30 protein-coding genes and 1 tRNA gene are annotated in these 20,400 nt (G+C 62.7%); 23 read left to right on the forward strand and 8 right to left on the reverse strand.

Annotated features, from left to right (window positions below; all coding sequences use genetic code 11):
• The first annotated feature begins 219 nt into the window (after positions 1 to 219).
• The 11 genes from tuf (at position 220) to ACZ48X_RS14950 (ending at position 9,581) form a co-directional block, all read left to right on the forward strand.
• Positions 220 to 1,485, forward strand: a complete 1,266-nt coding sequence (tuf, locus tag ACZ48X_RS14900) for a translation elongation factor EF-1 subunit alpha (protein ID WP_336348959.1) — start codon at positions 220 to 222, stop codon at positions 1,483 to 1,485.
• A 3-nt stretch (positions 1,486 to 1,488) separates the two neighbouring features.
• Entirely contained in the window at positions 1,489 to 1,797 is a 309-nt protein-coding gene (gene rpsJ, locus ACZ48X_RS14905) for a 30S ribosomal protein S10 (protein WP_227132365.1), read from the forward strand.
• A 71-nt stretch (positions 1,798 to 1,868) separates the two neighbouring features.
• The gene (locus tag ACZ48X_RS14910; RefSeq protein WP_336348958.1) at positions 1,869 to 2,525 is read left to right on the forward strand and encodes a rhomboid family intramembrane serine protease; all 657 of its coding nucleotides are present in this window, start codon (positions 1,869 to 1,871) and stop codon (positions 2,523 to 2,525) included.
• 31 nt (positions 2,526 to 2,556) lie between these two features.
• A tRNA-Ala gene (locus ACZ48X_RS14915) sits at positions 2,557 to 2,628 on the forward strand.
• Positions 2,629 to 3,210: 582 nt separating this feature from the next.
• On the forward strand, positions 3,211 to 4,068 hold the full coding sequence (locus ACZ48X_RS14920) for a hypothetical protein (protein WP_336348957.1): 858 nt from the start codon (positions 3,211 to 3,213) through the stop codon (positions 4,066 to 4,068).
• A gap of 295 nt (positions 4,069 to 4,363) precedes the next feature.
• Positions 4,364 to 4,780, forward strand: a complete 417-nt coding sequence (locus ACZ48X_RS14925) for a hypothetical protein (protein ID WP_336348956.1) — start codon at positions 4,364 to 4,366, stop codon at positions 4,778 to 4,780.
• Between the two features lie 24 nt (positions 4,781 to 4,804).
• Entirely contained in the window at positions 4,805 to 6,457 is a 1,653-nt protein-coding gene (locus ACZ48X_RS14930) for a hypothetical protein (RefSeq protein WP_336348955.1), read from the forward strand.
• 33 nt (positions 6,458 to 6,490) lie between these two features.
• Positions 6,491 to 7,054, forward strand: coding sequence for a hypothetical protein (locus tag ACZ48X_RS14935; protein ID WP_336348954.1), 564 nt, complete (start codon positions 6,491 to 6,493; stop codon positions 7,052 to 7,054).
• Positions 7,054 to 7,848 (forward strand): hypothetical protein, encoded by a 795-nt coding sequence (locus tag ACZ48X_RS14940; protein WP_336348953.1) that lies wholly within the window; start codon positions 7,054 to 7,056, stop codon positions 7,846 to 7,848. The genes ACZ48X_RS14935 and ACZ48X_RS14940 overlap by 1 nt, the downstream gene beginning before the upstream one ends.
• On the forward strand, positions 7,841 to 9,004 hold the full coding sequence (locus ACZ48X_RS14945) for a P-loop NTPase family protein (protein WP_336348952.1): 1,164 nt from the start codon (positions 7,841 to 7,843) through the stop codon (positions 9,002 to 9,004). The genes ACZ48X_RS14940 and ACZ48X_RS14945 overlap by 8 nt, the downstream gene beginning before the upstream one ends.
• A 208-nt stretch (positions 9,005 to 9,212) precedes the next feature.
• Positions 9,213 to 9,581: a hypothetical protein gene (locus tag ACZ48X_RS14950; protein WP_336348951.1), complete on the forward strand. Its 369-nt coding sequence runs from the start codon at positions 9,213 to 9,215 to the stop codon at positions 9,579 to 9,581.
• A 3-nt stretch (positions 9,582 to 9,584) separates the two neighbouring features.
• Here ACZ48X_RS14950 and ACZ48X_RS14955 read toward each other — a convergent pair whose 3' ends face one another.
• From ACZ48X_RS14955 to ACZ48X_RS14985, 7 genes are all read right to left on the reverse strand, one after another.
• Positions 9,585 to 10,184, reverse strand: a complete 600-nt coding sequence (locus tag ACZ48X_RS14955) for a hypothetical protein (RefSeq protein ID WP_336348950.1) — start codon at positions 10,182 to 10,184, stop codon at positions 9,585 to 9,587.
• Between the two features lie 3 nt (positions 10,185 to 10,187).
• Positions 10,188 to 10,361: a hypothetical protein gene (locus ACZ48X_RS14960; RefSeq protein WP_336348949.1), complete on the reverse strand. Its 174-nt coding sequence runs from the start codon at positions 10,359 to 10,361 to the stop codon at positions 10,188 to 10,190.
• Positions 10,362 to 10,416: 55 nt separating this feature from the next.
• Positions 10,417 to 10,713 carry a DUF7692 domain-containing protein gene (locus ACZ48X_RS14965; RefSeq protein WP_336348948.1) on the reverse strand — a complete coding sequence of 99 codons (297 nt, stop codon included), beginning with the start codon at positions 10,711 to 10,713 and terminating at the stop codon, positions 10,417 to 10,419.
• Positions 10,714 to 10,949: 236 nt separating this feature from the next.
• Positions 10,950 to 11,435, reverse strand: coding sequence for a type IV pilin N-terminal domain-containing protein (locus ACZ48X_RS14970; protein ID WP_336348947.1), 486 nt, complete (start codon positions 11,433 to 11,435; stop codon positions 10,950 to 10,952).
• Positions 11,436 to 11,457: 22 nt separating this feature from the next.
• The gene (locus ACZ48X_RS14975; protein ID WP_336348946.1) at positions 11,458 to 12,018 is read right to left on the reverse strand and encodes a type IV pilin N-terminal domain-containing protein; all 561 of its coding nucleotides are present in this window, start codon (positions 12,016 to 12,018) and stop codon (positions 11,458 to 11,460) included.
• Positions 12,019 to 12,021: 3 nt separating this feature from the next.
• Positions 12,022 to 12,432: a type IV pilin N-terminal domain-containing protein gene (locus tag ACZ48X_RS14980; RefSeq protein WP_336348945.1), complete on the reverse strand. Its 411-nt coding sequence runs from the start codon at positions 12,430 to 12,432 to the stop codon at positions 12,022 to 12,024.
• A 1-nt stretch (position 12,433) separates the two neighbouring features.
• Positions 12,434 to 12,844 (reverse strand): type IV pilin N-terminal domain-containing protein, encoded by a 411-nt coding sequence (locus tag ACZ48X_RS14985; RefSeq protein WP_336348944.1) that lies wholly within the window; start codon positions 12,842 to 12,844, stop codon positions 12,434 to 12,436.
• 410 nt (positions 12,845 to 13,254) lie between these two features.
• Here ACZ48X_RS14985 and ACZ48X_RS14990 point away from each other — a divergent pair, with 410 nt between their 5' ends.
• Positions 13,255 to 14,094, forward strand: a complete 840-nt coding sequence (locus ACZ48X_RS14990) for a hypothetical protein (RefSeq protein ID WP_336348943.1) — start codon at positions 13,255 to 13,257, stop codon at positions 14,092 to 14,094.
• A gap of 301 nt (positions 14,095 to 14,395) precedes the next feature.
• Here ACZ48X_RS14990 and ACZ48X_RS14995 read toward each other — a convergent pair whose 3' ends face one another.
• Entirely contained in the window at positions 14,396 to 14,617 is a 222-nt protein-coding gene (locus ACZ48X_RS14995; protein ID WP_336348942.1) for a hypothetical protein, read from the reverse strand.
• A 103-nt stretch (positions 14,618 to 14,720) separates the two neighbouring features.
• On the opposite strand from ACZ48X_RS14995, the gene ACZ48X_RS15000 reads away from it, so the two are divergent.
• The 11 genes from ACZ48X_RS15000 (at position 14,721) to ACZ48X_RS15050 (ending at position 20,394) form a co-directional block, all read left to right on the forward strand.
• The gene (locus tag ACZ48X_RS15000) at positions 14,721 to 14,915 is read left to right on the forward strand and encodes a ribbon-helix-helix domain-containing protein (RefSeq protein WP_336348941.1); all 195 of its coding nucleotides are present in this window, start codon (positions 14,721 to 14,723) and stop codon (positions 14,913 to 14,915) included.
• 97 nt (positions 14,916 to 15,012) lie between these two features.
• The gene (locus ACZ48X_RS15005; protein ID WP_336348940.1) at positions 15,013 to 15,267 is read left to right on the forward strand and encodes a hypothetical protein; all 255 of its coding nucleotides are present in this window, start codon (positions 15,013 to 15,015) and stop codon (positions 15,265 to 15,267) included.
• A 79-nt stretch (positions 15,268 to 15,346) separates the two neighbouring features.
• On the forward strand, positions 15,347 to 15,550 hold the full coding sequence (locus ACZ48X_RS15010) for a hypothetical protein (RefSeq protein ID WP_336348939.1): 204 nt from the start codon (positions 15,347 to 15,349) through the stop codon (positions 15,548 to 15,550).
• Positions 15,547 to 15,900: a hypothetical protein gene (locus tag ACZ48X_RS15015; protein WP_336348938.1), complete on the forward strand. Its 354-nt coding sequence runs from the start codon at positions 15,547 to 15,549 to the stop codon at positions 15,898 to 15,900. The genes ACZ48X_RS15010 and ACZ48X_RS15015 overlap by 4 nt, the downstream gene beginning before the upstream one ends.
• On the forward strand, positions 15,897 to 16,175 hold the full coding sequence (locus ACZ48X_RS15020; protein ID WP_336348937.1) for a hypothetical protein: 279 nt from the start codon (positions 15,897 to 15,899) through the stop codon (positions 16,173 to 16,175). Before ACZ48X_RS15015 ends, ACZ48X_RS15020 begins: the two co-directional genes overlap by 4 nt.
• On the forward strand, positions 16,172 to 16,450 hold the full coding sequence (locus tag ACZ48X_RS15025; protein ID WP_336348936.1) for a hypothetical protein: 279 nt from the start codon (positions 16,172 to 16,174) through the stop codon (positions 16,448 to 16,450). The genes ACZ48X_RS15020 and ACZ48X_RS15025 overlap by 4 nt, the downstream gene beginning before the upstream one ends.
• Positions 16,447 to 17,454 carry a tyrosine-type recombinase/integrase gene (locus ACZ48X_RS15030; RefSeq protein WP_336348935.1) on the forward strand — a complete coding sequence of 336 codons (1,008 nt, stop codon included), beginning with the start codon at positions 16,447 to 16,449 and terminating at the stop codon, positions 17,452 to 17,454. The genes ACZ48X_RS15025 and ACZ48X_RS15030 overlap by 4 nt, the downstream gene beginning before the upstream one ends.
• A gap of 384 nt (positions 17,455 to 17,838) precedes the next feature.
• Complete coding sequence (locus ACZ48X_RS15035) at positions 17,839 to 18,453, forward strand: HNH endonuclease (RefSeq protein ID WP_336348934.1); 615 nt, start codon at positions 17,839 to 17,841, stop codon at positions 18,451 to 18,453.
• Between the two features lie 250 nt (positions 18,454 to 18,703).
• Complete coding sequence (locus tag ACZ48X_RS15040; protein WP_336348933.1) at positions 18,704 to 19,294, forward strand: mechanosensitive ion channel domain-containing protein; 591 nt, start codon at positions 18,704 to 18,706, stop codon at positions 19,292 to 19,294.
• Positions 19,295 to 19,363: 69 nt separating this feature from the next.
• Positions 19,364 to 20,125 carry a PHP domain-containing protein gene (locus tag ACZ48X_RS15045; protein ID WP_336348932.1) on the forward strand — a complete coding sequence of 254 codons (762 nt, stop codon included), beginning with the start codon at positions 19,364 to 19,366 and terminating at the stop codon, positions 20,123 to 20,125.
• A gap of 74 nt (positions 20,126 to 20,199) precedes the next feature.
• On the forward strand, positions 20,200 to 20,394 hold the full coding sequence (locus ACZ48X_RS15050) for a hypothetical protein (RefSeq protein WP_336348931.1): 195 nt from the start codon (positions 20,200 to 20,202) through the stop codon (positions 20,392 to 20,394).
• Positions 20,395 to 20,400 lie beyond the last annotated feature (6 nt).

Here is a 20,400-nt window from a genome sequence, read left to right on the forward strand (position 1 = left end):
TGCGACGGCGACACTGCTCGTTCAGCGTATCCTGCGTTCGCGTGCCCGTCAACCGTTCGTATCCGGACCGGGCGTCGACGTCGCAAACCCGTCCATGCGTGACATTGACAACACCAAACCGCCCGAGGGCGGCGGGGTCTCGGGTAGCGCGTATCGAAATCGTTTTAACCGTTTCTGCCGAAAGGATTCCACACAGCGCCTCTGCGCGTGAGACAACCAATGAGCGACCAACACCAGAACCTGGCCATCATCGGCCACGTCGACCACGGGAAGAGCACACTGGTCGGGCGACTCCTCTTCGAGACGGGGAGCGTACCCGAGCACGTCATCGAGCAGCACCGCGAGGAAGCCGAAGAGAAGGGCAAGGGCGGCTTCGAGTTCGCCTACGTCATGGACAACCTCGCCGAAGAGCGCGAGCGCGGTGTCACCATCGACATCGCCCACCAGGAATTCAGCACCGACGAGTACGAGTTCACCATCGTCGACTGTCCTGGTCACCGCGACTTCGTCAAGAACATGATCACGGGCGCGTCCCAGGCTGACAACGCCGTCCTCGTCGTCGCAGCAGACGACGGCGTTGCGCCCCAGACCCAGGAGCACGTCTTCCTGGCGCGCACCCTCGGCATCGGCGAGCTCATCGTCGGTGTCAACAAGATGGACCTCGTCGACTACGGCGAGACCAAGTACAAAGAGGTCAAGAGCGAGGTCACCGACCTCCTCAACCAGGTCCAGTTCAACACGGACGACGCCGAGTTCATCCCGATCTCCGCGTTCGAAGGCGACAACATCGCCGAGCGCTCCGAGAACACGGAATGGTACGACGGCGAGATCCTCATCGAGGCTCTCAACAACCTGCCGGAGCCGGAGCCGCCGACGGACGCGCCGCTCCGCCTCCCCATCCAGGACGTCTACACCATCTCCGGTATCGGTACCGTCCCCGTCGGGCGTATCGAGACGGGTATCATGAACATCGGCGACAACGTCAGCTTCCAGCCGAGCGACGTCGGTGGCGAGGTCAAGACCATCGAGATGCACCACGAGGAAGTGCCGAAGGCCGAACCCGGTGACAACGTCGGGTTCAACGTCCGCGGCATCGGCAAGGACGACATCCGCCGCGGTGACGTCTGTGGCCCCGCCGACGACCCGCCGAGCGTCGCCGAGACGTTCCAGGCGCAGATCGTCGTCATGCAGCACCCCTCGGTCATCACGGCCGGGTACACGCCGGTCTTCCACGCCCACACGGCGCAGGTCGCGTGTACCATCGAGAGCCTCGACAAGAAGATGGACCCCTCGTCTGGCGAGGTCGCGGAGGAGAACCCCGACTTCATCCAGACCGGCGACGCAGCGGTCGTCACCGTGCGCCCGCAGAAGCCCCTCAGCATCGAGCCGTCCTCGGAGATCCCCGAGCTCGGTTCGTTCGCGGTCCGCGACATGGGTCAGACCATCGCGGCCGGGAAGGTCCTGTCCGTCGAGAACCGCGAGTAATCCATGCAGCAGGCTCGCGTTCGACTCGCCGGGACGAGCCCCGACGACCTCGACGACATCTGCGACGACGTCCGCGACATCGCGGAGAAGACGGGCGTGTCGCTGTCGGGGCCGATTCCGCTGCCGACGAAGACGCTGGAAGTGCCCTCGCGGAAGTCCCCGGACGGTGAGGGGACGGCGACGTGGGAGCACTGGGAGATGCGCGTCCACAAGCGTCTCATCGACCTGGACGCGGACGAGCGTGCGCTCCGCCAGCTGATGCGGATTCAGGTTCCGAACGACGTCAGCATCGAGATCGTCCTCGAGGACTAGTCCGCTCTCTCGCGCACGGCTTCTTTCACTCTCCTCAACACTGAAGAGCCGCGAGGCTCCTAGTCGTGGGTATGGGTCTTCGTGGGAGTCCGACCGTGGATACGCTCGTCGCGTTCGCGGTGGTGTTCGTCTTCCAGCAGGTCACGGTACTGTTCGAGCTGGCGCTCGGGCTCGGCCAGTTGTATCAGACGTTGTTCGTGCTGGGGGCGCCGGTGACGCTGCGGCCGTGGACGGTGTTCACGAGCGTGTACGCGCACGCTGGCGTCGGCCACCTCGTCTCGAACACGATCGCGCTCGTGCTCGTCGGGTTCGTCCTGGAGCGCTACACGACGCGGTGGCGGTTCCACGCGTTCTTCCTCGTGACTGGCGCGCTCGCTGGACTGAGTCAGGTGTGGTTCGGCGGCCTCCTCAACGGACTCGTCGGCGGCCCGGTCGTCGGGAGTGCCGTCCTCGGCGCGAGCGGCGCCGTCCTCGCACTCTACGGGTACGTCCTCGGCGGCAACCGCCTCACCACCACCATCGCCAACCGCCTCAACGTCGGCCCCGCCCTCGAATGGCTCCTCGCACTCACCATCGCCGCCATCCTCACGTGGATGACCGCCAGCCCCGGCGTCGCCCTCATCGCGCACTTCACCGGCATCCTCCTCGGCCTCGCCGCCGGCCGCCTCGACGCCCTCCAACCCCCGCCAAACACCCACACGGACCAGCGAAACGCAAGCTACAAATAAGCACCACCCACAACCAATAATCGCGCACCGCGGGCTCGTAGATCAGAGGTAGATCGCTTCCTTCGCAAGGAAGAGGCCCTGGGTTCAAATCCCAGCGAGTCCACTAATTTCTGACATCTTCGCGAACTATCCGGTAGCTCCGGGTGTTCGCGACGGACGCGTCAGTTCTCGATGGGACCGACCCCGCAAAGAACCAGTTTCAGAATCGAAGGACCAAACGACCGACTTCCACCTCTCTACCCTCGGGCGGTCTGGTAGAAGGATTCGAGGTGGTGCGCGGTGAAACGAGCCGAGGCGGTTCTCGGTTCTATCAGTACCGAAGAACTTCGAAGGCGCGAGAACGCGAACCCGTCGCCGAACGGCACCCGCGAGTTCAGATGCGCGAACTGCGGCGCTCGGTGCACGCGCCTCACGGATGGACAGCGCGAGGCGGGGCACGGAACCAACTGTCCGCGTCGACTCCAGCGTACCGGGACGGGACGTCGAATCACGCCGACGCTGGAAGCCGGTTTCCGAGACGCGACCCCAGGGGTTGAGTCGGGCAAGGGGGTGTCGCAGTGACCCGAATCGCCTGCCCGTGCTGCGGGAGCACCCACGGCGCCGGTGCGTGGCGGTGCGACGAGTGCGGGAAGAATCTCGTCGAGGTCGACTCGTCGACGAGCGCGACCGCGGGGGTGCGTTCGCGATGACCGATGACCTCGCGGACGCGCTCGCGGAAATGGAGTCGCGGTTCGAGGAGCGCATCGCGGACCTCGAGGAACAGGTCGCGGACCTCGAGGGCGAGCTCCAGGAGGAACGCGGGCGTCGACGCGACGCGGAGCGCGCGCTCGCGGAGGTCGACCGAGACATGGGAGAGAAACTCGACTTCACGAAGAACCTCATCTGGGACCTCGAAGACGTGGTTTACGGCGATATTGGCGCGACAAAGGCGGACACTCTTGTGCGCGAGGATGGGCACGTTTTCCAGCGCCTCTACGACGTGGAGGAGCGCGTCGAGGAGGTCGCGCGCGGCGAGGTCGACGCTGCGGAGGTCGCCGCGCAGAGTGGCGGTGCAGCCGTCGAGGACCTCGTACCGCTCCACCAGTACTACACGGCGGCGACGAACCTCGAGCCTCACGAGCACGACCTCACGGAGAACCAGGAGATCGCCGCGCGACTGTTCCCGTTCATCGCGCAGTACGCGACGCCGAGCGGCGAGGAGATGCACCTCAAGTCGCCGAAGGTCCGGGACGTGATAGAGCGCGAGGTCGCGACGCCGGAGCTGGCGAAGCGTCTCGACGTCCACGACCCGAACCCGAACACGGTGCGTCGCGTGATGGAGTTCGTCGGGAAGTTCGGGAAGGACCTCTTCGAGTTCTACGCCGCCAGCGGCGACGAGAGACGGAACAGCACGAACCTCGTGGTCGTGGACCGCGAGGCGTGGGTGTCGTACACGGAGCGTCTCAGGGACGCGACAGGCGCCGCTGACGACGGCGCCGCGACGAGCGACGCGCCGCAGCGAGGGGACGCACTGGCGGACGGGGGTGATATTACGCCGTCGTAAACCCCGGACGGGGAACCCCCGTAATCCCGCCGGGCGGGCGATAGCCCGAACCTATCAGGAACCCACGAGCTTCCACGGCCGCCGCGGTTGAACACAACACTTCGCTACTGTGGGGTGTAATCTCTCGTCCTTCTCTCGTCCTAGTTAGAGCGCGAAAAGAACCAGCAACGCGGATTACACTCGGTGTCTCCAGAGGTTTACGACGGCGTAAAGTCTCACTCTCTCACCCGCGAATGGGCGCGTTACGCTGCGTTCGTGGGTTTTTCAGGCGGTTCGCTGAACTCCCGAGCGGACTATGTCCACGTTAGACGCACCAGACTTCATCCACAACAACTCGGGAGTCGACATCATCGACTCCCTGGGCGCACCGTTCTTCGCAATCGCCAGCTTCGTCACGCTCCTCGAGGCGACGATCTCGCTGACGTACTTCGGCGTCTCCTTCAGCATGAGCGACGTCGTCTGGACGCTCGGCGGGCTCGACCTCACGTGGGCGTGGCTGACGACGACGCTCGTGCTCGCGGTCGTGTGGGCGACCAACGAGGTCGGCGACTACGACCAGGACTGGCACCGCTACATCCCCGCCGGGATGCTCGTCATCCACGCCGTCGTCTTGTTCCCGACCGGCCACGACATCGTCGTCTCGAGCGACATCATCGGCACGGTCGCACTGATGGTGATGGGCGCGGGGTACTACCTCGCGGCGTACTACTAACCACCCTTCTCGGAGGCTCTATTCATGGATTCCACCACTACGACCGGGAAGGCGTACCGTTTGCTCATCGTGGCCCTCGTGGTCGCGGTGGCGTTCCAGCCGATGCTCGGCGCGGCTTTGGCGGCTGGGGCCGATGATGCGGCAACGAAAGAGCTAGGCGTTCAACTCCAACCAGACTGTAATCCACCGTCGACCGGCGACCTCGCAGTCGACCTCGTGGTCGGCCGTCTAGATGAGGGATACGCGATTGCTCGCAACGCCCTGGACGGCGGAAGCGTCCTGGAAGCGAACCAGACGTGTTACTCCGGGGAGGTAATCAAGAACGCGAGCCACGCGGAGGCCTTCGCGGCGGCTGACGTGGGTTTCAGCCATTACTCCACGCTCCTGACGACGATGGAGAACCGTCTGAAGGACTCCGAGACTTACGTGTGGGCGGACGTGAAGGCGGACGTGGCGAAGGAGTACCGGAACGAATCGAACACGTCGGTAATGAAGACAAGCGCGAACCAGACCGTCGAAAAATACTACACGACGGTGGCGATGAACGAATACGCATCGTGGAACACGAGCGCCCACCATGCGTACATGATTTTCAACTCCTCCGAGCAGTACGGGTTTAACACGTCGCTCGCGCTCGACGACCTCCCGGGAACCGGCGGATCACCCAAGGCGACGACTCACAGCTTCGAGTTCGGGACTCTCGGACTTGGCACTTCAGAGGCTCCGCTGCCGAACGGTTCCACGACGACGGTAGCCCGGTTAATCGTCTACAACAGTGCTGGAGATGTTGTTTTTAACATGACTCCGCACGACCATGGACCGAACTCGTCTACCCATACCGCTATCTGGATAGACGACCCCGAAGCGACTTCCCTCGCGGCGGACCCTGGAGATCAAGTTTTTCTCGACCAAGAGGACTACTACAACCGGACTCAGGACGTGTTAGACCGGACGGAGCGGATGAAGGAAAACGCCGCGCAGTTCGTTGATGCCATCGAATCAAAGACTAACTCCAGCGACTTCGATTCGATGGATATCGTCGATTGCACGACGATGACGAGCCAGTTCAACACTGACCTGGAATCGACTGGCTACTACGGTTGGGCGGCTGGCGAGATGGGTTGCATGGGAATCAATGGGAGTATCAACAACTCGTTCTCCATCACCTACGACGAAGTGCCGTCGCAGATCTACAACGCCAGCTCATCGAGCTACGAGACGGTCGACCCGGAGCCTGTCAACCTGACGGGCACGATGTTCACGGACTGGAAGCCGGCGAAGACGAACGGGAGCTTCGTCGTGAACACGACGTACGACACGTCGAACACGAACAGCCCGGTGTACTTCGTCGCACAGGTGAATGCGAACGAGACTGAGCGGTTCATCCTGAACGGGACGTTCACGATAGAGAGCTTGAGGAACGTGAAGACCGGCGAGAGCGTTAACCGAACCTCGACGCAAGAACAGGTTCGCGCGACGTCGAACGCCACGTTCACGAAACAGGAGTTGCTGGATATCCTGCAATACCGCGATAAGACGCTGAACACCCATAGTAGCGACACGGAGACTCCGCCACCGGAGTTCGACTTCGGAAACATCAGTCCGTTCGGGGCGGGGGTCGGGGCGCTCGTCGCGCTCGGCGTGGTGGTGGTCGTCGGCAAGGAGTTCGCGAGCTAACCCATGAGACGCATCTTCTCGGTTTTCGTGGCGGTGGTAGTGGTATCGACCGCGCTCGCGGGTGTGGCGCTGGCGAGCCCGAACAACACGACGACCTCGTCGACGACCCCGGCGCCGACGTCAACGACGGCGGGCGTGCCGGACCCGACGGGGCCGACGTCGTACCAGGGCCACGTCGGGAACACGGTGCACATCGTGTCGGCGGAGGTCGTCGACGGCGACTGGGTGGTGGTGCTCGAGGCGGACGCGGTCGAACGCGTCACGATACAGGACCCGGCGGCGTCGATGGCGCGGCTCTCCGAGGAAGGGAGTGGGAACTTCGAGCCCGGCGCCGAGTCACGTGAGGTCACGGTCACACGGAACGGCCGGACGACGGTGCGCCTCGAGGCCGCCGAGTACGACGGCGGGCACGCGATCTACGTGCTCGCCAACGGGCAGGGCTGGTACACGTCGACGGGGATGAGTTCGAACCCGTTCCAGTACTTCGGCGGCATGAGCGGCCTGCTCACCGGGCTCGGGCTCTCAGTCGTCGTCTCCGGTGGCGCGGCGGTGTACGTGACGTATGGACGGGACCCGCCCGTCCGGAGGGCGGAGTGATGCCGTCGCGCTTCCAGCGGTTCCAGGACCGCGTCGCGTACGTGCTTGCGGAAGGCCAGCTGCTCGTGCTGGCGGTGCTGTTCAGTGGCGGAGTGGCGATGCTGCTCTTCAAGCCGGACATCCCCAGGGTTCCGCCGGTCGTCGGCGGCATCCTCGCGGCCGGACTGCTGTTCGGTCCCATCATGTTCGCGTGGTTCGTGACGCTCATCCAGTTCTTCCGAACGGACGATAGGGAGACGCTCTGGCACATCAACGGCGTCACCGACGAGCGCGAGAAGTACCGGGTGAAGCCGGAGGTCCTCGACGAGATGGAGGTCGACGGGCCAGCGCCCCAGCCGGTCAACGACGGGCGCGACCTCGAGGTTCGCGAGTTCGACTGGTACCCGGACACGGAGACGCTCCGGGTTCGCGGGACGTACATGTCGGCGCTGGCGGACTCGAAGCTCGTCACGGTGCGGTCGATGCTCGAGGACATCCACGGTGACCTGATCAAGACGTGGCTGTCGTTCAACCGGCTGCGTGGGCGCATCAAGAAGATGGGCGTACAGATCCAGAACGACGTCATCAACGAAGAGGCCGAGGCCGACGAGCGCGGGCAGATGAACCCGAAGACGGCCGTGAAGGACCGCTTCGAGGCGGCGAAGCAGGATGCGGAGAACGCGGACAACTCCGAGATCCAGGACGTCGACGAGTACGCCGAGGCCTACGCCGACGAACACGGTATCGAGACGACGTCGGGACCGCCCGCGACCCAGGAGCAGGCGGCGACGGACGGAGGGTCGAGGCATGGGTGACGAGCAGGACAACTACACCGTGGGCGGGTTCCGGGAGTTCCAGGACGGGAACCGTGAGCGCGACCCGGAGCAGGTGCTCCCGCATACGGCGTTCGTGCGCGACGAGCAGGTGGACCGCCAGCTGGCGATGCGCGCGATCCACCACGACCCGGAGAAGTGGGAGGGGAAGGCGCCCGCGAACTACATGGAGGTCGGGAAGAACCGCGACATCCTCCGGGCGGAGGGCCACGAGACGGCGCGGGATGCGGTCGCGAACGGCGACACCGTGACGCTGAAGCACTACATCGGGGACCCGTCGCAGGAGGCGGACCTCGCGGGCATCAAGGCCGTCACGCGCCTCGAGGACATCGTCGCGGGACCGGCGCCCGTCATCGTCGTGCTCGGGGAGATGGGCGCGGGGAAGAGCGACTTCGCGGGGCTCCTCGGCCAGTTGCGCCAGCGTTGGGTCTCGGGCGACCTCCTCGTGGGGTCGAACATCCGGACGCTCGACCGGAACGACCGGTGGGTTCGCGACGACGGCACGGTCGAGGACGGGTGGATTCCGAACTATGAGCTCTTGACCGAGTGGGTCCAGCAGGACGGTGACCCGGTCCAGAACAGCCAGCAGCCGAAGCTGTTCATCGGCGACGAGTTCTCGAGTTCCGCGTCGGGGACCGGGAAGCAGGGCCACGAGGTCCGGAAGAAGATGGGGCCGCTCGTCTACAAGATCCGCAAGTACGGCGGGGCGCTCATCTACATCGCCCACGGCGAGTCCTCGATTCACCCGCTCCTGTGGCGGGTTGGGACGATCATCAAGAAGGAGTCGCAGAAGACGGCCGTCATCGCCGACCGCGTCTCCGGCGGCGAACTCCGGGGCGTCGACCCGCGGCCGCTGGAGGGGATTCCGCCGACGGACTGGAACATGTCGACGGACGAGGCGAGCGAGTGGTCCTGGAGCGCGGGCGAGGGCGACGACGAGGACGCGCTCGAGGAGGACTCGGTGAAGCAGGTGGCGGCGTGGACGATAAAGACCTGCAAGGAGGGCGGGATGAGCGACCGCGAAACCGCCGAGTACGTTCCGTACAGCCACGCTACCGTTCGGAACTGGTGGAACGACATCCAGTCGAACGGCGAGCGCGCGCAGTGGGTTTCCAACGTGGAGGCGGTAATCGGATGACGGCGCCGCCTTGCAAACGTGCCAAGCGAAACCGCCCCCGCCGTAGGTCATGGGACGCGCCCCGACCGTGGGTCGGGACGCGACCCCGCGATGACCGCGCGCGGTCGTGGGTGGCGGAGTCGGATATATATCGGCGCGTGCGCGGGACGGGTGGCGCGTCGCGACGCGCCCCCGGCACGGTCGGGTTCGCGGTCCCCGGAGGGTAACGATGCCGTCGAAGAAAGCGAACAAGTACGGCACCGCGGCCGAGCACCACGTCATCGAGGAGCGCGACCTCGAGCCCGCGCGGTGCTACTGGCACGACGCGAAGTTCCAGAACGGGACGCCCGTCGAGATAAAGAGCTGCGACGTCGACTCCACGGGCTACTTCCAGATCTACGAACGAGCGCACGACCAGCTCCTTGACGCCGACGGCTGGTACGCATTCGCGCCGTACTCCAGGAGCGGCCGCGGGATGCGCGTGCTGAAGGTTCGGATGAAGCGAGCAACGAAGATACCGCCGATGCAGTGGTCCTCCACAGGCGGTCATCGTGGTTCACGGAAAGCGAAGGTCCCAATAGAAGTTCTGAAATTTTAGTTCTTAGTAGGACTGTTCGGATAGGATTGCACCATATGCTCCAATCCCTATGAGTAGCAAGCTAACCCAAGAAAAATCAACGATAATGAGCCCTCCGAGTTCGTACTGGGTAATTCCATCTTGGTATACCTCATACCCAGCGCGAAAAACAAAATACCGGAGAATGAATGCCGCACCGAGACTGAACGACGCAACAAGGGACATTTTGATATTGTCTACTGTCGACCAATTCGCTATCTCTCCCTCAAACGATTCGCTAAGATTTGTAGCTACATATTTTGAGAAGCCTGCAAACATCCACAGGACGACAGGGATTAGAGGGCCCACAGTGGCAAATCTGCTTATGCTACTAAGTATCCCTGATGAATCAAATAAATATGAAAACCCGAAAGCGATTGAGAAGACCGCACCCCAGATACTGAGCCCCATTACGCCGACGTAGAATGTGGTAATTGAGACTCTGAACCAATGAATCTCGCCCAAGTCTCGAAGAATCTCGTCCAGTAAATCCAGATTTAGTAGTCGCGAAAGCGAGTCTGGTACTCGGGCACGTATCGGTGTAGTTTCTTCCTTTTCGGATTCCAGATTAGTAGACTCGGACATGGTTCAGAAGCCTTCGCTCAGAAGCCCAACTATAACAGCAACAACAAATGCAAATATGAGGATTGAGGTGGCGATATCCATTATTCCGCTTCCGATGCTCACGCCCAAGAGAGACAGAATTACGATTGCTCCAACGACAAATGTGGCAATTGCACCAAAAATCTCACCCGGGTCCATAGTCGGTCATTATTCTTACAAGACTTAAAATTGGCGTGCGTTAGGATTTACTCTTCTATTTGTTTGACTCCGTGTGAATAGACACTTGACACCGTACCTCTGTTTGGATACCTCGAAGGTGGGAATTTGCGGATTGAACAAGTTCCTCACGTTGTTGTTGGCTCAAGTCCTTCCGGTTCAGGACCTCTTCAAGAAAACCAACGGCTCCTGTCATATCCTCGCACGCGTACGCGACGGCGTCTGACCGGTTGCAGTCGTAGTAGTCGGCGGCGGCCTGGATTGCGTCGTATCGCCATTCGTTGCCGTCGTCGGTGCGGATGCGGACGCTGCCGGGGACGTCTCGGCGTGCCATGCTCGTGAACACGAGCTGCTATTCCTAGTTTGCTGCGGTCAGCCACTGGAGGTCAACATATAAAGAATGGTGTCGAAGGCGGTCGTCGACGAGCTCAAGTCGGGCACGATCTCGGTGCGACCCCCGCGCTCGTGAACACGGCGGTCGTCCTGGAGGCGCGACTCGTGTTCATATCCGGGCGAACCGGTTTGTCGACGTGCGACCGCAGGGAGACCGAGGCGAGAAGAGAAGTTGAGTTAGTTCGCAGCGGCCGAGCCGAGAACCTGCGACTTCTGGCCGTTATTCCAGACCACCTGGAACGTCTTATCGCTCGTGAACGTCGTTCCATCCTCACGCAGCCCGAGCGTATCACCGGACTCGATCTTCGACGACGTCGGCCAAGTCTTCGAATTGTATATCGCAATTCCGGTGGTCGCTCCAGCCTGTTCGTCGGAGTTCCACACTACCGACCCATCCAGCTTGACCGTCACAAACTTCGGCTTCAGCGCATCCCCACCGATGATCGTGATGTCCATCGTCTGGTGCGTCGTCCCTGCCACTGTCGTTACCCCGCGTTCTGTTTCTATCGAAGCTGACGGCGTCTCCTTCGTCGATTCTTCCGCCAGGCCGAGCGCGAACGTCCCTACCGCTGCTGCGAGGATGACAGTCACCGCCACCATCAACACGACTCCGATGGTCGAAGAAATGGCATCTTCGTCAGTAATGAGCGCTCTTAGCTGCATAAAAATAGGGCGACAGGAGAACTTAGATCTCCTGCGTGCTGATAATCTGGGTAGAATCGCTACTACCAGAACTCCAGACTACGCTGACTTGGCCACCGTCGATAAGGTACAGGTCCGTGCCGCTCACGGTTCCTTCAGTGATTGTAAATGAAGTGCCTGCGCTCATCGTATTCGTACCAGTGTAAGCAGACCCCCCGTTGGAGAACCACGTGCCTTCCTGGGTCCCAGAAGTCGGGTCAACCGTTGCTGTATACGTTGTACTACTAGCACCAGTTGAGGTTCCAGTCACCTTGAAGCTCAACCGGTTCCACTGGATTGAGTCACCGCCCCGGTGTTCGATAGTGAACTCGTCGTTCTGCTCTAGGTCGCCATCAGCAGTCTCGAATCCGGCCTCGACACCAGTCCCAGTTGGATTAGCACTTGAAGACCAGCTAGCCTGAGGAACCTGTTCTTGACTCCCGCCGATACCGAGTACGAACGCGCCAATCACGGCTGCGAGGATGACGGTGATTGCCACCATCAGGATGACCCCGATGACCGGCGACACCGCGTCTTCATCAGTGAAGATGGAGTTGAGTTTCATGTTTTAACCTTCGAAAGTTCCGATGATGTTCGAGCTGTCACTGCTAGGGGACTTCCAGACGATGTTTATCGTATCACCAGAACCGAAGCTTCCGGTTCCATCAGTGATTTGGCTGGAGTCACCAGCGGAGACCTCTGTATAGCTTGAGAAGATACCAGACCCTTCAGCGTGGTCACCAGTCGACGACAATTGGCTAGCACTAATCTGGTCTCCTCCTGCATGAGTCGCAGTTACTTCACCACCCGAATGTTCGAAGTCCCAGCTAGCTTGCGGGACTTGTTCCTGGCTCCCGCCGATACCGAGTACGAACGCGCCGATCACGGCTGCGAGGATGACGGTGATTGCCACCATCAGGATGACCCCGATGACCGGCGACACCGCGTCCTCATCAGTGAATAGGCTTTTAAAATCCATATTACGCGGTCCCCTCTGCGATAATGTTCGAGGAATCGCTGCTTGGTGAGGACCAAATCACGGTAACGGAATCACCAGGATTCCAGGTCCCGGAACTTGCAGTGAGCGTCGTTCCTGCAGTCCACTCAGATGGCGTGCTACTCGGATCCACCGCAGGGGAAACAGCGCCACCAAACTGGATATTGCTGGCATCAATTGAGTCTCCACCTTGGTGAGTTACGTCTACTGCACCACCGCCGCTGGGTGCTTCATACGAGAAGCTGGCCTGCGGAGTCTGTTCCTGGCTCCCGCCGATTCCGAGTACGAACGCGCCGATCACGGCTGCGAGGATGACGGTGATTGCCACCATCAGGATGACCCCGATGACCGGCGACACCGCGTCCTCGTCCGCGAAGAGGTTCTTCAGTTGCATTGTTGTAGTTTCCCACACCGGCTGACGGTTCACCCACCGTGCCGATGTTACCATTCAGATTAGAAGCTTCTTACTTAATCCCGTCGGCCATCGGTTCGGATTCCGCTTCGTCAAGTGTGTCTGGAAATTGGTATAGCTCGAATTGCGCGCGTTCAATGGCGGCTTGAAGACTGTTCAAAACCGGTGACTGGTTGTGGTTCTACGATACCGTAACGAACCATTACAAGATTAAATATTATTCTGTCACGAAATGGCTGTTCGAAACGCACAGGACAACATTTATATACGATATTGGTGGCGGGACTGGTGCGCGTAGCGTGCGCGAATCGCGCGCACCACGGTGTGATAGAGATACTCTAAAGACTCCCTTTATCAGGCGGGCACCCGAGGTCGACACACTGACGACCCCGATGGTCACGATAATCACGCCATATGCGCTCGCGTCCACCTACCCGCGGAACGGAGAGCTGGAAGCCTGGGCTCGCGTTCAAGAATACCGACGCGTCCAATCGTACTGTGCCGACCACCCCGAGAAGGGGAGTCACGCCGTCGCGACCGCGCTCGAACTCCCACGAAGCCGTATCCGCCCGTGGGTCGACGGCGACGCGAAACCCGACCCCGTCCGCGCCATCGACACCGCGCGCGACCTCGGATGGCTCGACGTCGACGTCGACACCGACCTCGGGCACGCCTGGACCCGCCTCGTCGCCTGGATCTACAGCGGCGGCAGTCTCGCTGCCGACTCCTACCAGCCCCGGTTCTACGCGCGCATCAACGAGAACCGGGGGTTCGTGAAGAGCGAGATGGACGTGCTCGCTACCGCGCTCGACGCCGTCGGCCTGAACTACCGGGTCATCGAACGAACCGAGAAGGCGCCCGAGGCGATGTTCGGCGACGAGCGCGTGAACGAGATCGTCGTCGACGAGCACGTCACGCTCTTCGGGCGCTGTCTCGCCGCTGCTGGCGCACACACCGGCCGGAAGACCACCGAAGCCCCAGCACACCTTCCCGAGTGGCTGTTCGACGCCACTCCCGAGACGCGAGCGGTCTGGTGTCGCGCCGTCGTCCTCAACCGCGGCACGATGCGCGAGTACGAACCCGTTCTCGCCATCAAGGAGGAACGGGCCGAGTCCTACCACGACGACGTCGAACGCCTCTTCACGGAACTCACCCATCCCGACCTCGTCTCTCGAAGCGGCCACAACCTCTACCTGGACAGTCGCGCGCTCGACGTGCTACTCGATTACTGACGCCGTCACCCGGTTCGCGGACGCTTTCCGGAAACGCCGCTGAAACTCCAGAACCACCGCGTCTATCGTCCTCCCGCGAGAATCTGGCGGTTCGACGAGCTTTCCGGAAGTTTCCGGAAACCACCCGACTACGCTCTTGTGTATCTCCGTTCTCGTTCGAGACGGGAGGCCACGATGACACCACAACAGTCGCCCGAAGGATGTGCCGATTGCAGTCGTACGAAGCCCGAGAAGCACTACGCGGCGGGCTGGCGGTACGTCGAACTGAACGTCGGCGTCGCGCTCCTCTGCCCGGAGTGCTTCAGGAGTCTTCGCCGGACTCGATCTCTGCATCCGTCGAGCCCTTCTCGATGATGGTCGGGTCGTTGACGAACGCGCGCATCAGCTGACGAAAGGCTTGGCTCCTGTCCCCGTTTGCCGGTGCGAGACCCTCCGCCTGAGCCTTCCGGTACGCCAACATGAACTGTTCGAGTAGCTCGTCATCTACGCGAAAGCCCACCGTCGTCTCGCCGTCGTCGCTCATTATACCTGTATTACACGCAACACAACTAATCAACGTGGGATTTTCAGCTTGTCTAATAGCACCATAAGTTATATTGTTAGACTCGTTTAACACGCTAAACGCAATGGCACCGACTATCGGATTCCGGATTGGTGACCAACTCCAGGCCCGGCTTGAACGGCACCTGGACGAGGTCGAAGAAGCGACCGGCTACAGGCCGAACAAGAGCGACGTCGTCCGCGACGCGCTCGCCGAGAAACTCGGCGTTCAGGACGAATCCTCGGGTTTGGGGCCCGAGGAGACGGGGGCCAGCGCGTGATGTCCTACCAGCGAGCCCCCGAGGGAGACAACGCCGCCGACTGTTCTAAGTCCGGCGTCTTCACTCACGGCACCGACACTCGTGGAGGGAGTGGCGCGTGACGGACGCGACAACCATCGGCGCGTGCCCGCACTGCGGGACCGCCGAGACGAACGTCTACCCGCGCCGCGACAAGCACTCGAGCGCGTCGCGGTCGCGCGACCCCGACGCCGCGTACGTCTGCAACGACTGCGGCGCCACGTTCGACGAGCTCGCGGAACGTGACCGCGGTCCCGGCGGCGGCCACCGCCGCGGCACGCTCGCGAAGGCGCTCGTCGAGGCCGACCCCGACGCCGTCGGAGGTGACGCGTGATGCGGCCGGTCACGAAGGCGGTCGTCGGGCTCTCGCTCATCACGGCCGGCGTCGCGGTCCCGCTCGGGGTGATGGTGGCATGAGCGGGGAGTACTTCGCCGTCGACGAGGGTGTCGGCCGCACACTCGCGCTGCTCGCCGGGCCGAGCTCGAAGGCACGCGCGACCGACGCGGTCGCCGAACAGGGCGGTTCCGAGGCGCGAGTCGTCGACCGCGGCACGCTCGACCTCCTGAAGCTCGCCGGGCGCTACGACGTCGACGACCAACGAGGTGAGGCGGCGTGACGCCCGCGCTCGACGATGTCGACGACCACGAGTTCGTCGCGCTCGAGGACGTCCGCGACCCCGACTGCGTCAACAGGACGGACCTCCAGCTGGTCGACCGGGCGCTCTTCCACGGCGCCGACGAGTGGGCGTTCGACGGCCACCGCGCCGTGCGCGTCGACCCGCCCGAGTCCGTCACCGCGTTCCGCGTCCGTCGCGAGGAGTGCCGCGAGGACCGCACGGACGACGCGGTGATGCGGTTCGAACCTCGGTGGACCGCCGACTTCGTCGACGTCGAGAGAGCGTTCGACGAGCGCGACGACGTCACGCGAACCGTCGACGTCGTGCGCGGTCGCGAGGTCAAGTCATGAAGCGGCCGACGCCCGACGTCCCGCCGACCGACCTCCGGTTCGTCGACGACCCCGACCTTGGCTCGCGCGTCCTCGAGCGCGAGCGCCAGGCGACGTCGTGCCCGCAGTGCGACGGGGCGCTCTACCTCGTCGAGCGCCGGACCGGTCGGCGCGTGCTCGCGTCCTGGAGCGACGACGTCGTCGACGACGACGCGTACCGGACCAGCGACGACTGGCCCCAGGTCGAGACCGCCGAGACGTGCGAGCGCTGCGGCTACCGGAGGACGATAGCATGAGCGCGGACGTCGACGCGGTCGTCGTCGACGGCCACCGACTTGCCGTCGGGACGCACGTCGAGCACTCGAAGCTCGGCGCGATGCGCGTCCGGTCCATCACCGAGGCGCGCGGCGAGGTTCACGTGCGGTTCGACGTCCTCGAGGTCGCGGCGAACCAGTGGATGGCGTTCCGCCTCGAGCACGTCCTCGCCGCGTGGGGCGACACGCTCGCCCCCGCCGCGGTCGACTCGACGAGCGAACAGCAGGCTCGCGCCGACGGAGGGAGCGGACGATGACCGATGACCTCCAGGACCTCCCGCCGAGCGAAGGCGTGAAGCGGTTCCTCCGACACCGTGAGCCGAGCGTTCGCGAGAGCACGCTCGAAAACGCACGCACCCGCCTGAACTACTTCAAGGCGTGGTGTGCGGAGCGCGATATCGAGAACCTGAACGACCTCACGGGCCGTGACCTGTCTGACTTCGTCGCGTGGCGTCGCGACGACATCGCCGCCCTCACGCTCCAGAAACAGCTTTCGACCATCCGCCAGGCGCTCCGGTACTGGGCGGATATCGAGGGAGTTCGCGAGGGTCTCGCGGAGAAGGTCCACGCGCCCGATCTTCCGGACGGCGCCGAAAGTCGCGACGAGCTGCTGAAGTCGGACCGCGCGGAGCGCATCCTCAACTACTACAACCAGTATCATCGGTCGAGTCGCATCCACGCCGTCCTCACCATCCTGTGGCGGACGGGCATGCGACGGAGTGCGCTCCGGTCCATCGACGTCGACGACCTCCGGCCCGAGGACAACGCCATCGTACTCCGACACCGTCTCGACGACGGAACCCGCCTGAAGAACGGCGAGAACGGGGAACGATGGGTGTGGCTTCGACCGCGAGACTACGAGGTCGTCGAGGGGTACCGGGAGAACCCGGACCGTCACGACGTCACCGACGACCACGGTCGTGAACCACTCGTCACGACCCAGTACGGGCGGCCGACCGGCGACACCATCTACAACTGGGTGAACCAGGCCACGCACCCGTGCAATCTCGGCGAGTGCCCGCACGACCGCGAGCCGGAGACGTGTGACGCTCGCGGCGCCGACGGCTACCCGAGCAAGTGCCCGAGTGCCCGCTCTCCTCACGACATACGACGTGGAAGCATCACCACCCACCTCAACGATTCGACACCCCCCGAGACCGTCAGCGAACGGATGGACGTCAGCCTCGACGTCCTCTACAAGCACTACGACGCCCGAACCGAGCGCGAGAAGATGAACGTCAGAAAAAACCACCTCGAATGATGAGAAAACTACACGACTGCGCGGCGATACCCGTCGGTACCTGCCCAGCGAGTCCATTCCTGCCGCTCGTTTCACTCGCGACAGTCATGGGCTCGCTGTATTCCCCCTCGCTCACTGCGTTCGCTCGCGGGGATCCCAGCGAGTCCACTATTCTCCGCCGCGACCACACCGCGAGCGACAGCGAGGCGTGCGTGAGCGGCGGGAACCGTAGCCGAAGCTGGGATTTGAAGTCCTACCAGTCGCGGGCAGCGAACGCAGGGAGAGCACGTCTGGTTTCGGGTTCAAATCCTCAGCGCGCTCTCGTCTCGTTTCATTGGAATTGGTCTGGTCTATGTGAGGACAAAACCATTTGTCTCATCAGTCTAATTCTCCCTTTGATAATTGATGGTCTCCGTGTCCGCTGACGAAATACGGGAACTCTATACAGAGTACCGTTCTACTCATCCGCGTCCCGAGCCGGTTAAAACCGAATTTTGCGAGGTTGTGGAATCGTTACTCGAATCTGAAGGGCTGAAATCGGAAACGTACGAAGTACAGATATGTAGACTACATGAATACTGCGAACAGAAAATTGAGTCAGAACTGGTCGCTGAAGCCATCGGTTGTTCACCGTCGTATGCGAGGCGGTTCTCATATGATGATGAGAGAGGCGGGTTTGAGAAGGAGTGGTCAAAATCCAACCAGAATGAGAAGGTTTCCCCGGGTGCGCGAACGAAGATAATTAATCGGGATGGTGGTTCCTGCCTTCGTTGTGGTCTGGAAGTTGAAACGGCATTAGAGGTCCACCACGTTTTGCCAGTCAGTCAGGGGGGTACGAATGATGATTCAAACTTAGCAACGCTCTGTTCACATTGTCACGAAGCCGCACATGGTGGGTCGAAAACCTCGGGGAAGATCGTGTATGGAGAGGACGGTTTTTCCGATTGGATTCAAGAGAGAAGTCTCGAGGAGCGGGGTCAGTCACTTGGTTCAAGGCAAACGAAAATATCTGACTACTAATCTACACTGCTGCTGACGGTGCGACCTTCCAACGCGTCTACTATTCTCTGCCGCGACCCCACCGCGAGCGGCATGAATCGTCGCCGAAGCTGTGGTTCGAAGCCCTATCAGTCGCGCGTAGGGAACGCAGGGAGAGCACGTCTGGTTTCGGGTTCAAACCTTCAGTGAACGGGTTTGCCGACGTGCGAATGGCATTGCTATCTGTCTGTTACCCCGTACGTTTTCGTGTGGGCGGCGAGTCGCGTGTGGTATGGTATTGCAGACTGAGCCTGCGGAGCCGGTGGACGTGGAGGTGGTCGTCGAGGAGTTCGTGCGTGGGATCGTGGAGGCGATTCCGCACGTGCTGCTTGGCATCCTGTTCCTGGCGATCGCGTACGTCCTGATTCGGGTGGTGTTGACGGTGGTGCGGCGGGTGTTCGACCGGATCTATCCGGAGGACCAGGAGCTCGTCGTGGACTTGTGGGTGGCTATCGTTGGCGTGTTCCTGTGGTTCGGGGCGGCGCTCGCGTTGTTCAAGATAGTTGGGCTCGGGGACGTGGCGGCGAGCCTGGGGACGGCGAGCGGGTTCGTCGGGCTCGGGGTGGCGTACGCGTTGAAGGAGATGATCGCGGATACGGTCGCGGGCGTCTACCTCCTGCGGGACCCGGACTTCAACGAGGGTGACGTGGTGGAGTCCGCGAGCGTGACGGGCGAGATCGTCGCGATCGACCTGCGGAAGACGCGGCTTCGCGCGGAGGACGGCGACCTCGTGGTGCTCGCGAACCGAGACGTGGAGAAGAAGTGGCGGCAGGACTCGGTCGGGCCCAAGAGCGCGGGGAGCGAGCACGCGGTCGGGGACTGACTCACTCTTTTCGTGGGGTGGGGTTTGGGAGAAGGTTCACGTCGGTCGGGAGCAAACGGAGAGTAACTGATGGTTGGGGACCGAACGCTGTTGTCGCTGGACCTGCACGTGCATTCGTCGCTGTCGTACGACGGCCACGAGCCCGTGGAGCTCCTGCTGGAGCACGCGAGCGCGATCGGTCTCGACGGTATCGTGGTGACCGACCACGACCGTATCGCGGCGAGTCTCGAAGCGGCCGAGCTCGCGCCCGAGTACGGGCTCGTCGGCATCCCCGGCGTGGAGGTGTCGACCGCGGACGGACACCTGCTCGCGGTCGGCGTCGAGGAACGGCCAGCGCGCGGGATGAGCTACCGCGAGACCGTCGAGCGCGTCCGCGAGCTCGGTGGGGCGGCGGTGGTCCCGCATCCGTTCCAGCGCACCAGGCACGGCGTCCGGCGGCGCGTGCTCGACGAGACGCGCGTGGACGCGGTCGAGGTGTACAACTCGATGCTGTTCACGGGCTGGCGGAACCGGCGTGCACGCCGGTACGCCGAATCGTACGGGTACGGGGCGGTTGCGGGGAGCGACGCGCACTACCTCCCGAACGTCGGCCGTGCGTACACCGAGGTCGCGGTCGACGCGGCGAGCGTCTCGGACGTCTCCGTCCAGCAGGTCGTCGAAGCGCTGAGCAACGGCGACACGAGCGTCGTCGGTCGGCGGACGCCCATCTCGAAGTCCGCGGTCCAGTACGGGAAGGGCGCGCTCCGGAAGAGCCTCTACGAGTTCACGTCGCGCGCACCGCTCGTCCCGGCGGTCCCGCGCTCCATCGCGGAGTACCGCACCGACCAGTGACTGCCAGCGTGGCCGTCTGCGTTACGCGGTGACGAGGAGGAAGTTGGAAGTCCCCGTCTCGCGTCGGTTGGGGTATGACCGAGTGTACGTACTGCGGGTGCGAGGTGGAGGCGCACGACCCGGTGGTCGTGTTCGAGAGCGCCCCCGACGCGGTCGACGCGAGGGACGGGAGCGAGTTCGCGTTCTGTAACTGGGGGTGCCTGTCGGCGTACAGCACCGAGTCCGACGTTGCGACCGGCACGACCTGTAACTGGACGCCCGAGCCGTAGCCGTGG

The sequence above is a fragment of the Halorubellus litoreus genome, from assembly GCF_055378595.1.

Coding starts and splice junctions, on each gene's coding strand:
- ACZ48X_RS14920 (WP_336348957.1), top strand. CDS start 3,211: ATGACCGATGACCTCGCGGACGCGCTCGCGGAAATGGAGTCGCGGTTC.
- ACZ48X_RS14950 (WP_336348951.1), top strand. CDS start 9,213: ATGCCGTCGAAGAAAGCGAACAAGTACGGCACCGCGGCCGAGCACCAC.
- ACZ48X_RS15040 (WP_336348933.1), top strand. CDS start 18,704: ATGGTATTGCAGACTGAGCCTGCGGAGCCGGTGGACGTGGAGGTGGTC.
- ACZ48X_RS15025 (WP_336348936.1), top strand. CDS start 16,172: ATGAGCGCGGACGTCGACGCGGTCGTCGTCGACGGCCACCGACTTGCC.
- ACZ48X_RS15035 (WP_336348934.1), top strand. CDS start 17,839: ATGGTCTCCGTGTCCGCTGACGAAATACGGGAACTCTATACAGAGTAC.
- ACZ48X_RS14995 (WP_336348942.1), bottom strand. CDS start 14,617: ATGAGCGACGACGGCGAGACGACGGTGGGCTTTCGCGTAGATGACGAG.
- ACZ48X_RS15050 (WP_336348931.1), top strand. CDS start 20,200: ATGACCGAGTGTACGTACTGCGGGTGCGAGGTGGAGGCGCACGACCCG.
- ACZ48X_RS15010 (WP_336348939.1), top strand. CDS start 15,347: ATGAGCGGGGAGTACTTCGCCGTCGACGAGGGTGTCGGCCGCACACTC.
- ACZ48X_RS15000 (WP_336348941.1), top strand. CDS start 14,721: ATGGCACCGACTATCGGATTCCGGATTGGTGACCAACTCCAGGCCCGG.
- ACZ48X_RS14985 (WP_336348944.1), bottom strand. CDS start 12,844: ATGCAACTGAAGAACCTCTTCGCGGACGAGGACGCGGTGTCGCCGGTC.
- rpsJ (WP_227132365.1), top strand. CDS start 1,489: ATGCAGCAGGCTCGCGTTCGACTCGCCGGGACGAGCCCCGACGACCTC.
- ACZ48X_RS14925 (WP_336348956.1), top strand. CDS start 4,364: ATGTCCACGTTAGACGCACCAGACTTCATCCACAACAACTCGGGAGTC.
- ACZ48X_RS15020 (WP_336348937.1), top strand. CDS start 15,897: ATGAAGCGGCCGACGCCCGACGTCCCGCCGACCGACCTCCGGTTCGTC.
- ACZ48X_RS15045 (WP_336348932.1), top strand. CDS start 19,364: ATGGTTGGGGACCGAACGCTGTTGTCGCTGGACCTGCACGTGCATTCG.
- ACZ48X_RS14940 (WP_336348953.1), top strand. CDS start 7,054: ATGCCGTCGCGCTTCCAGCGGTTCCAGGACCGCGTCGCGTACGTGCTT.
- ACZ48X_RS14975 (WP_336348946.1), bottom strand. CDS start 12,018: ATGAAACTCAACTCCATCTTCACTGATGAAGACGCGGTGTCGCCGGTC.
- tuf (WP_336348959.1), top strand. CDS start 220: ATGAGCGACCAACACCAGAACCTGGCCATCATCGGCCACGTCGACCAC.
- ACZ48X_RS14970 (WP_336348947.1), bottom strand. CDS start 11,435: ATGCAGCTAAGAGCGCTCATTACTGACGAAGATGCCATTTCTTCGACC.
- ACZ48X_RS14910 (WP_336348958.1), top strand. CDS start 1,869: ATGGGTCTTCGTGGGAGTCCGACCGTGGATACGCTCGTCGCGTTCGCG.
- ACZ48X_RS14980 (WP_336348945.1), bottom strand. CDS start 12,432: ATGGATTTTAAAAGCCTATTCACTGATGAGGACGCGGTGTCGCCGGTC.
- ACZ48X_RS14945 (WP_336348952.1), top strand. CDS start 7,841: ATGGGTGACGAGCAGGACAACTACACCGTGGGCGGGTTCCGGGAGTTC.
- ACZ48X_RS14960 (WP_336348949.1), bottom strand. CDS start 10,361: ATGGACCCGGGTGAGATTTTTGGTGCAATTGCCACATTTGTCGTTGGA.
- ACZ48X_RS15030 (WP_336348935.1), top strand. CDS start 16,447: ATGACCGATGACCTCCAGGACCTCCCGCCGAGCGAAGGCGTGAAGCGG.
- ACZ48X_RS14965 (WP_336348948.1), bottom strand. CDS start 10,713: ATGGCACGCCGAGACGTCCCCGGCAGCGTCCGCATCCGCACCGACGAC.
- ACZ48X_RS14990 (WP_336348943.1), top strand. CDS start 13,255: ATGGTCACGATAATCACGCCATATGCGCTCGCGTCCACCTACCCGCGG.
- ACZ48X_RS14930 (WP_336348955.1), top strand. CDS start 4,805: ATGGATTCCACCACTACGACCGGGAAGGCGTACCGTTTGCTCATCGTG.
- ACZ48X_RS14955 (WP_336348950.1), bottom strand. CDS start 10,184: ATGTCCGAGTCTACTAATCTGGAATCCGAAAAGGAAGAAACTACACCG.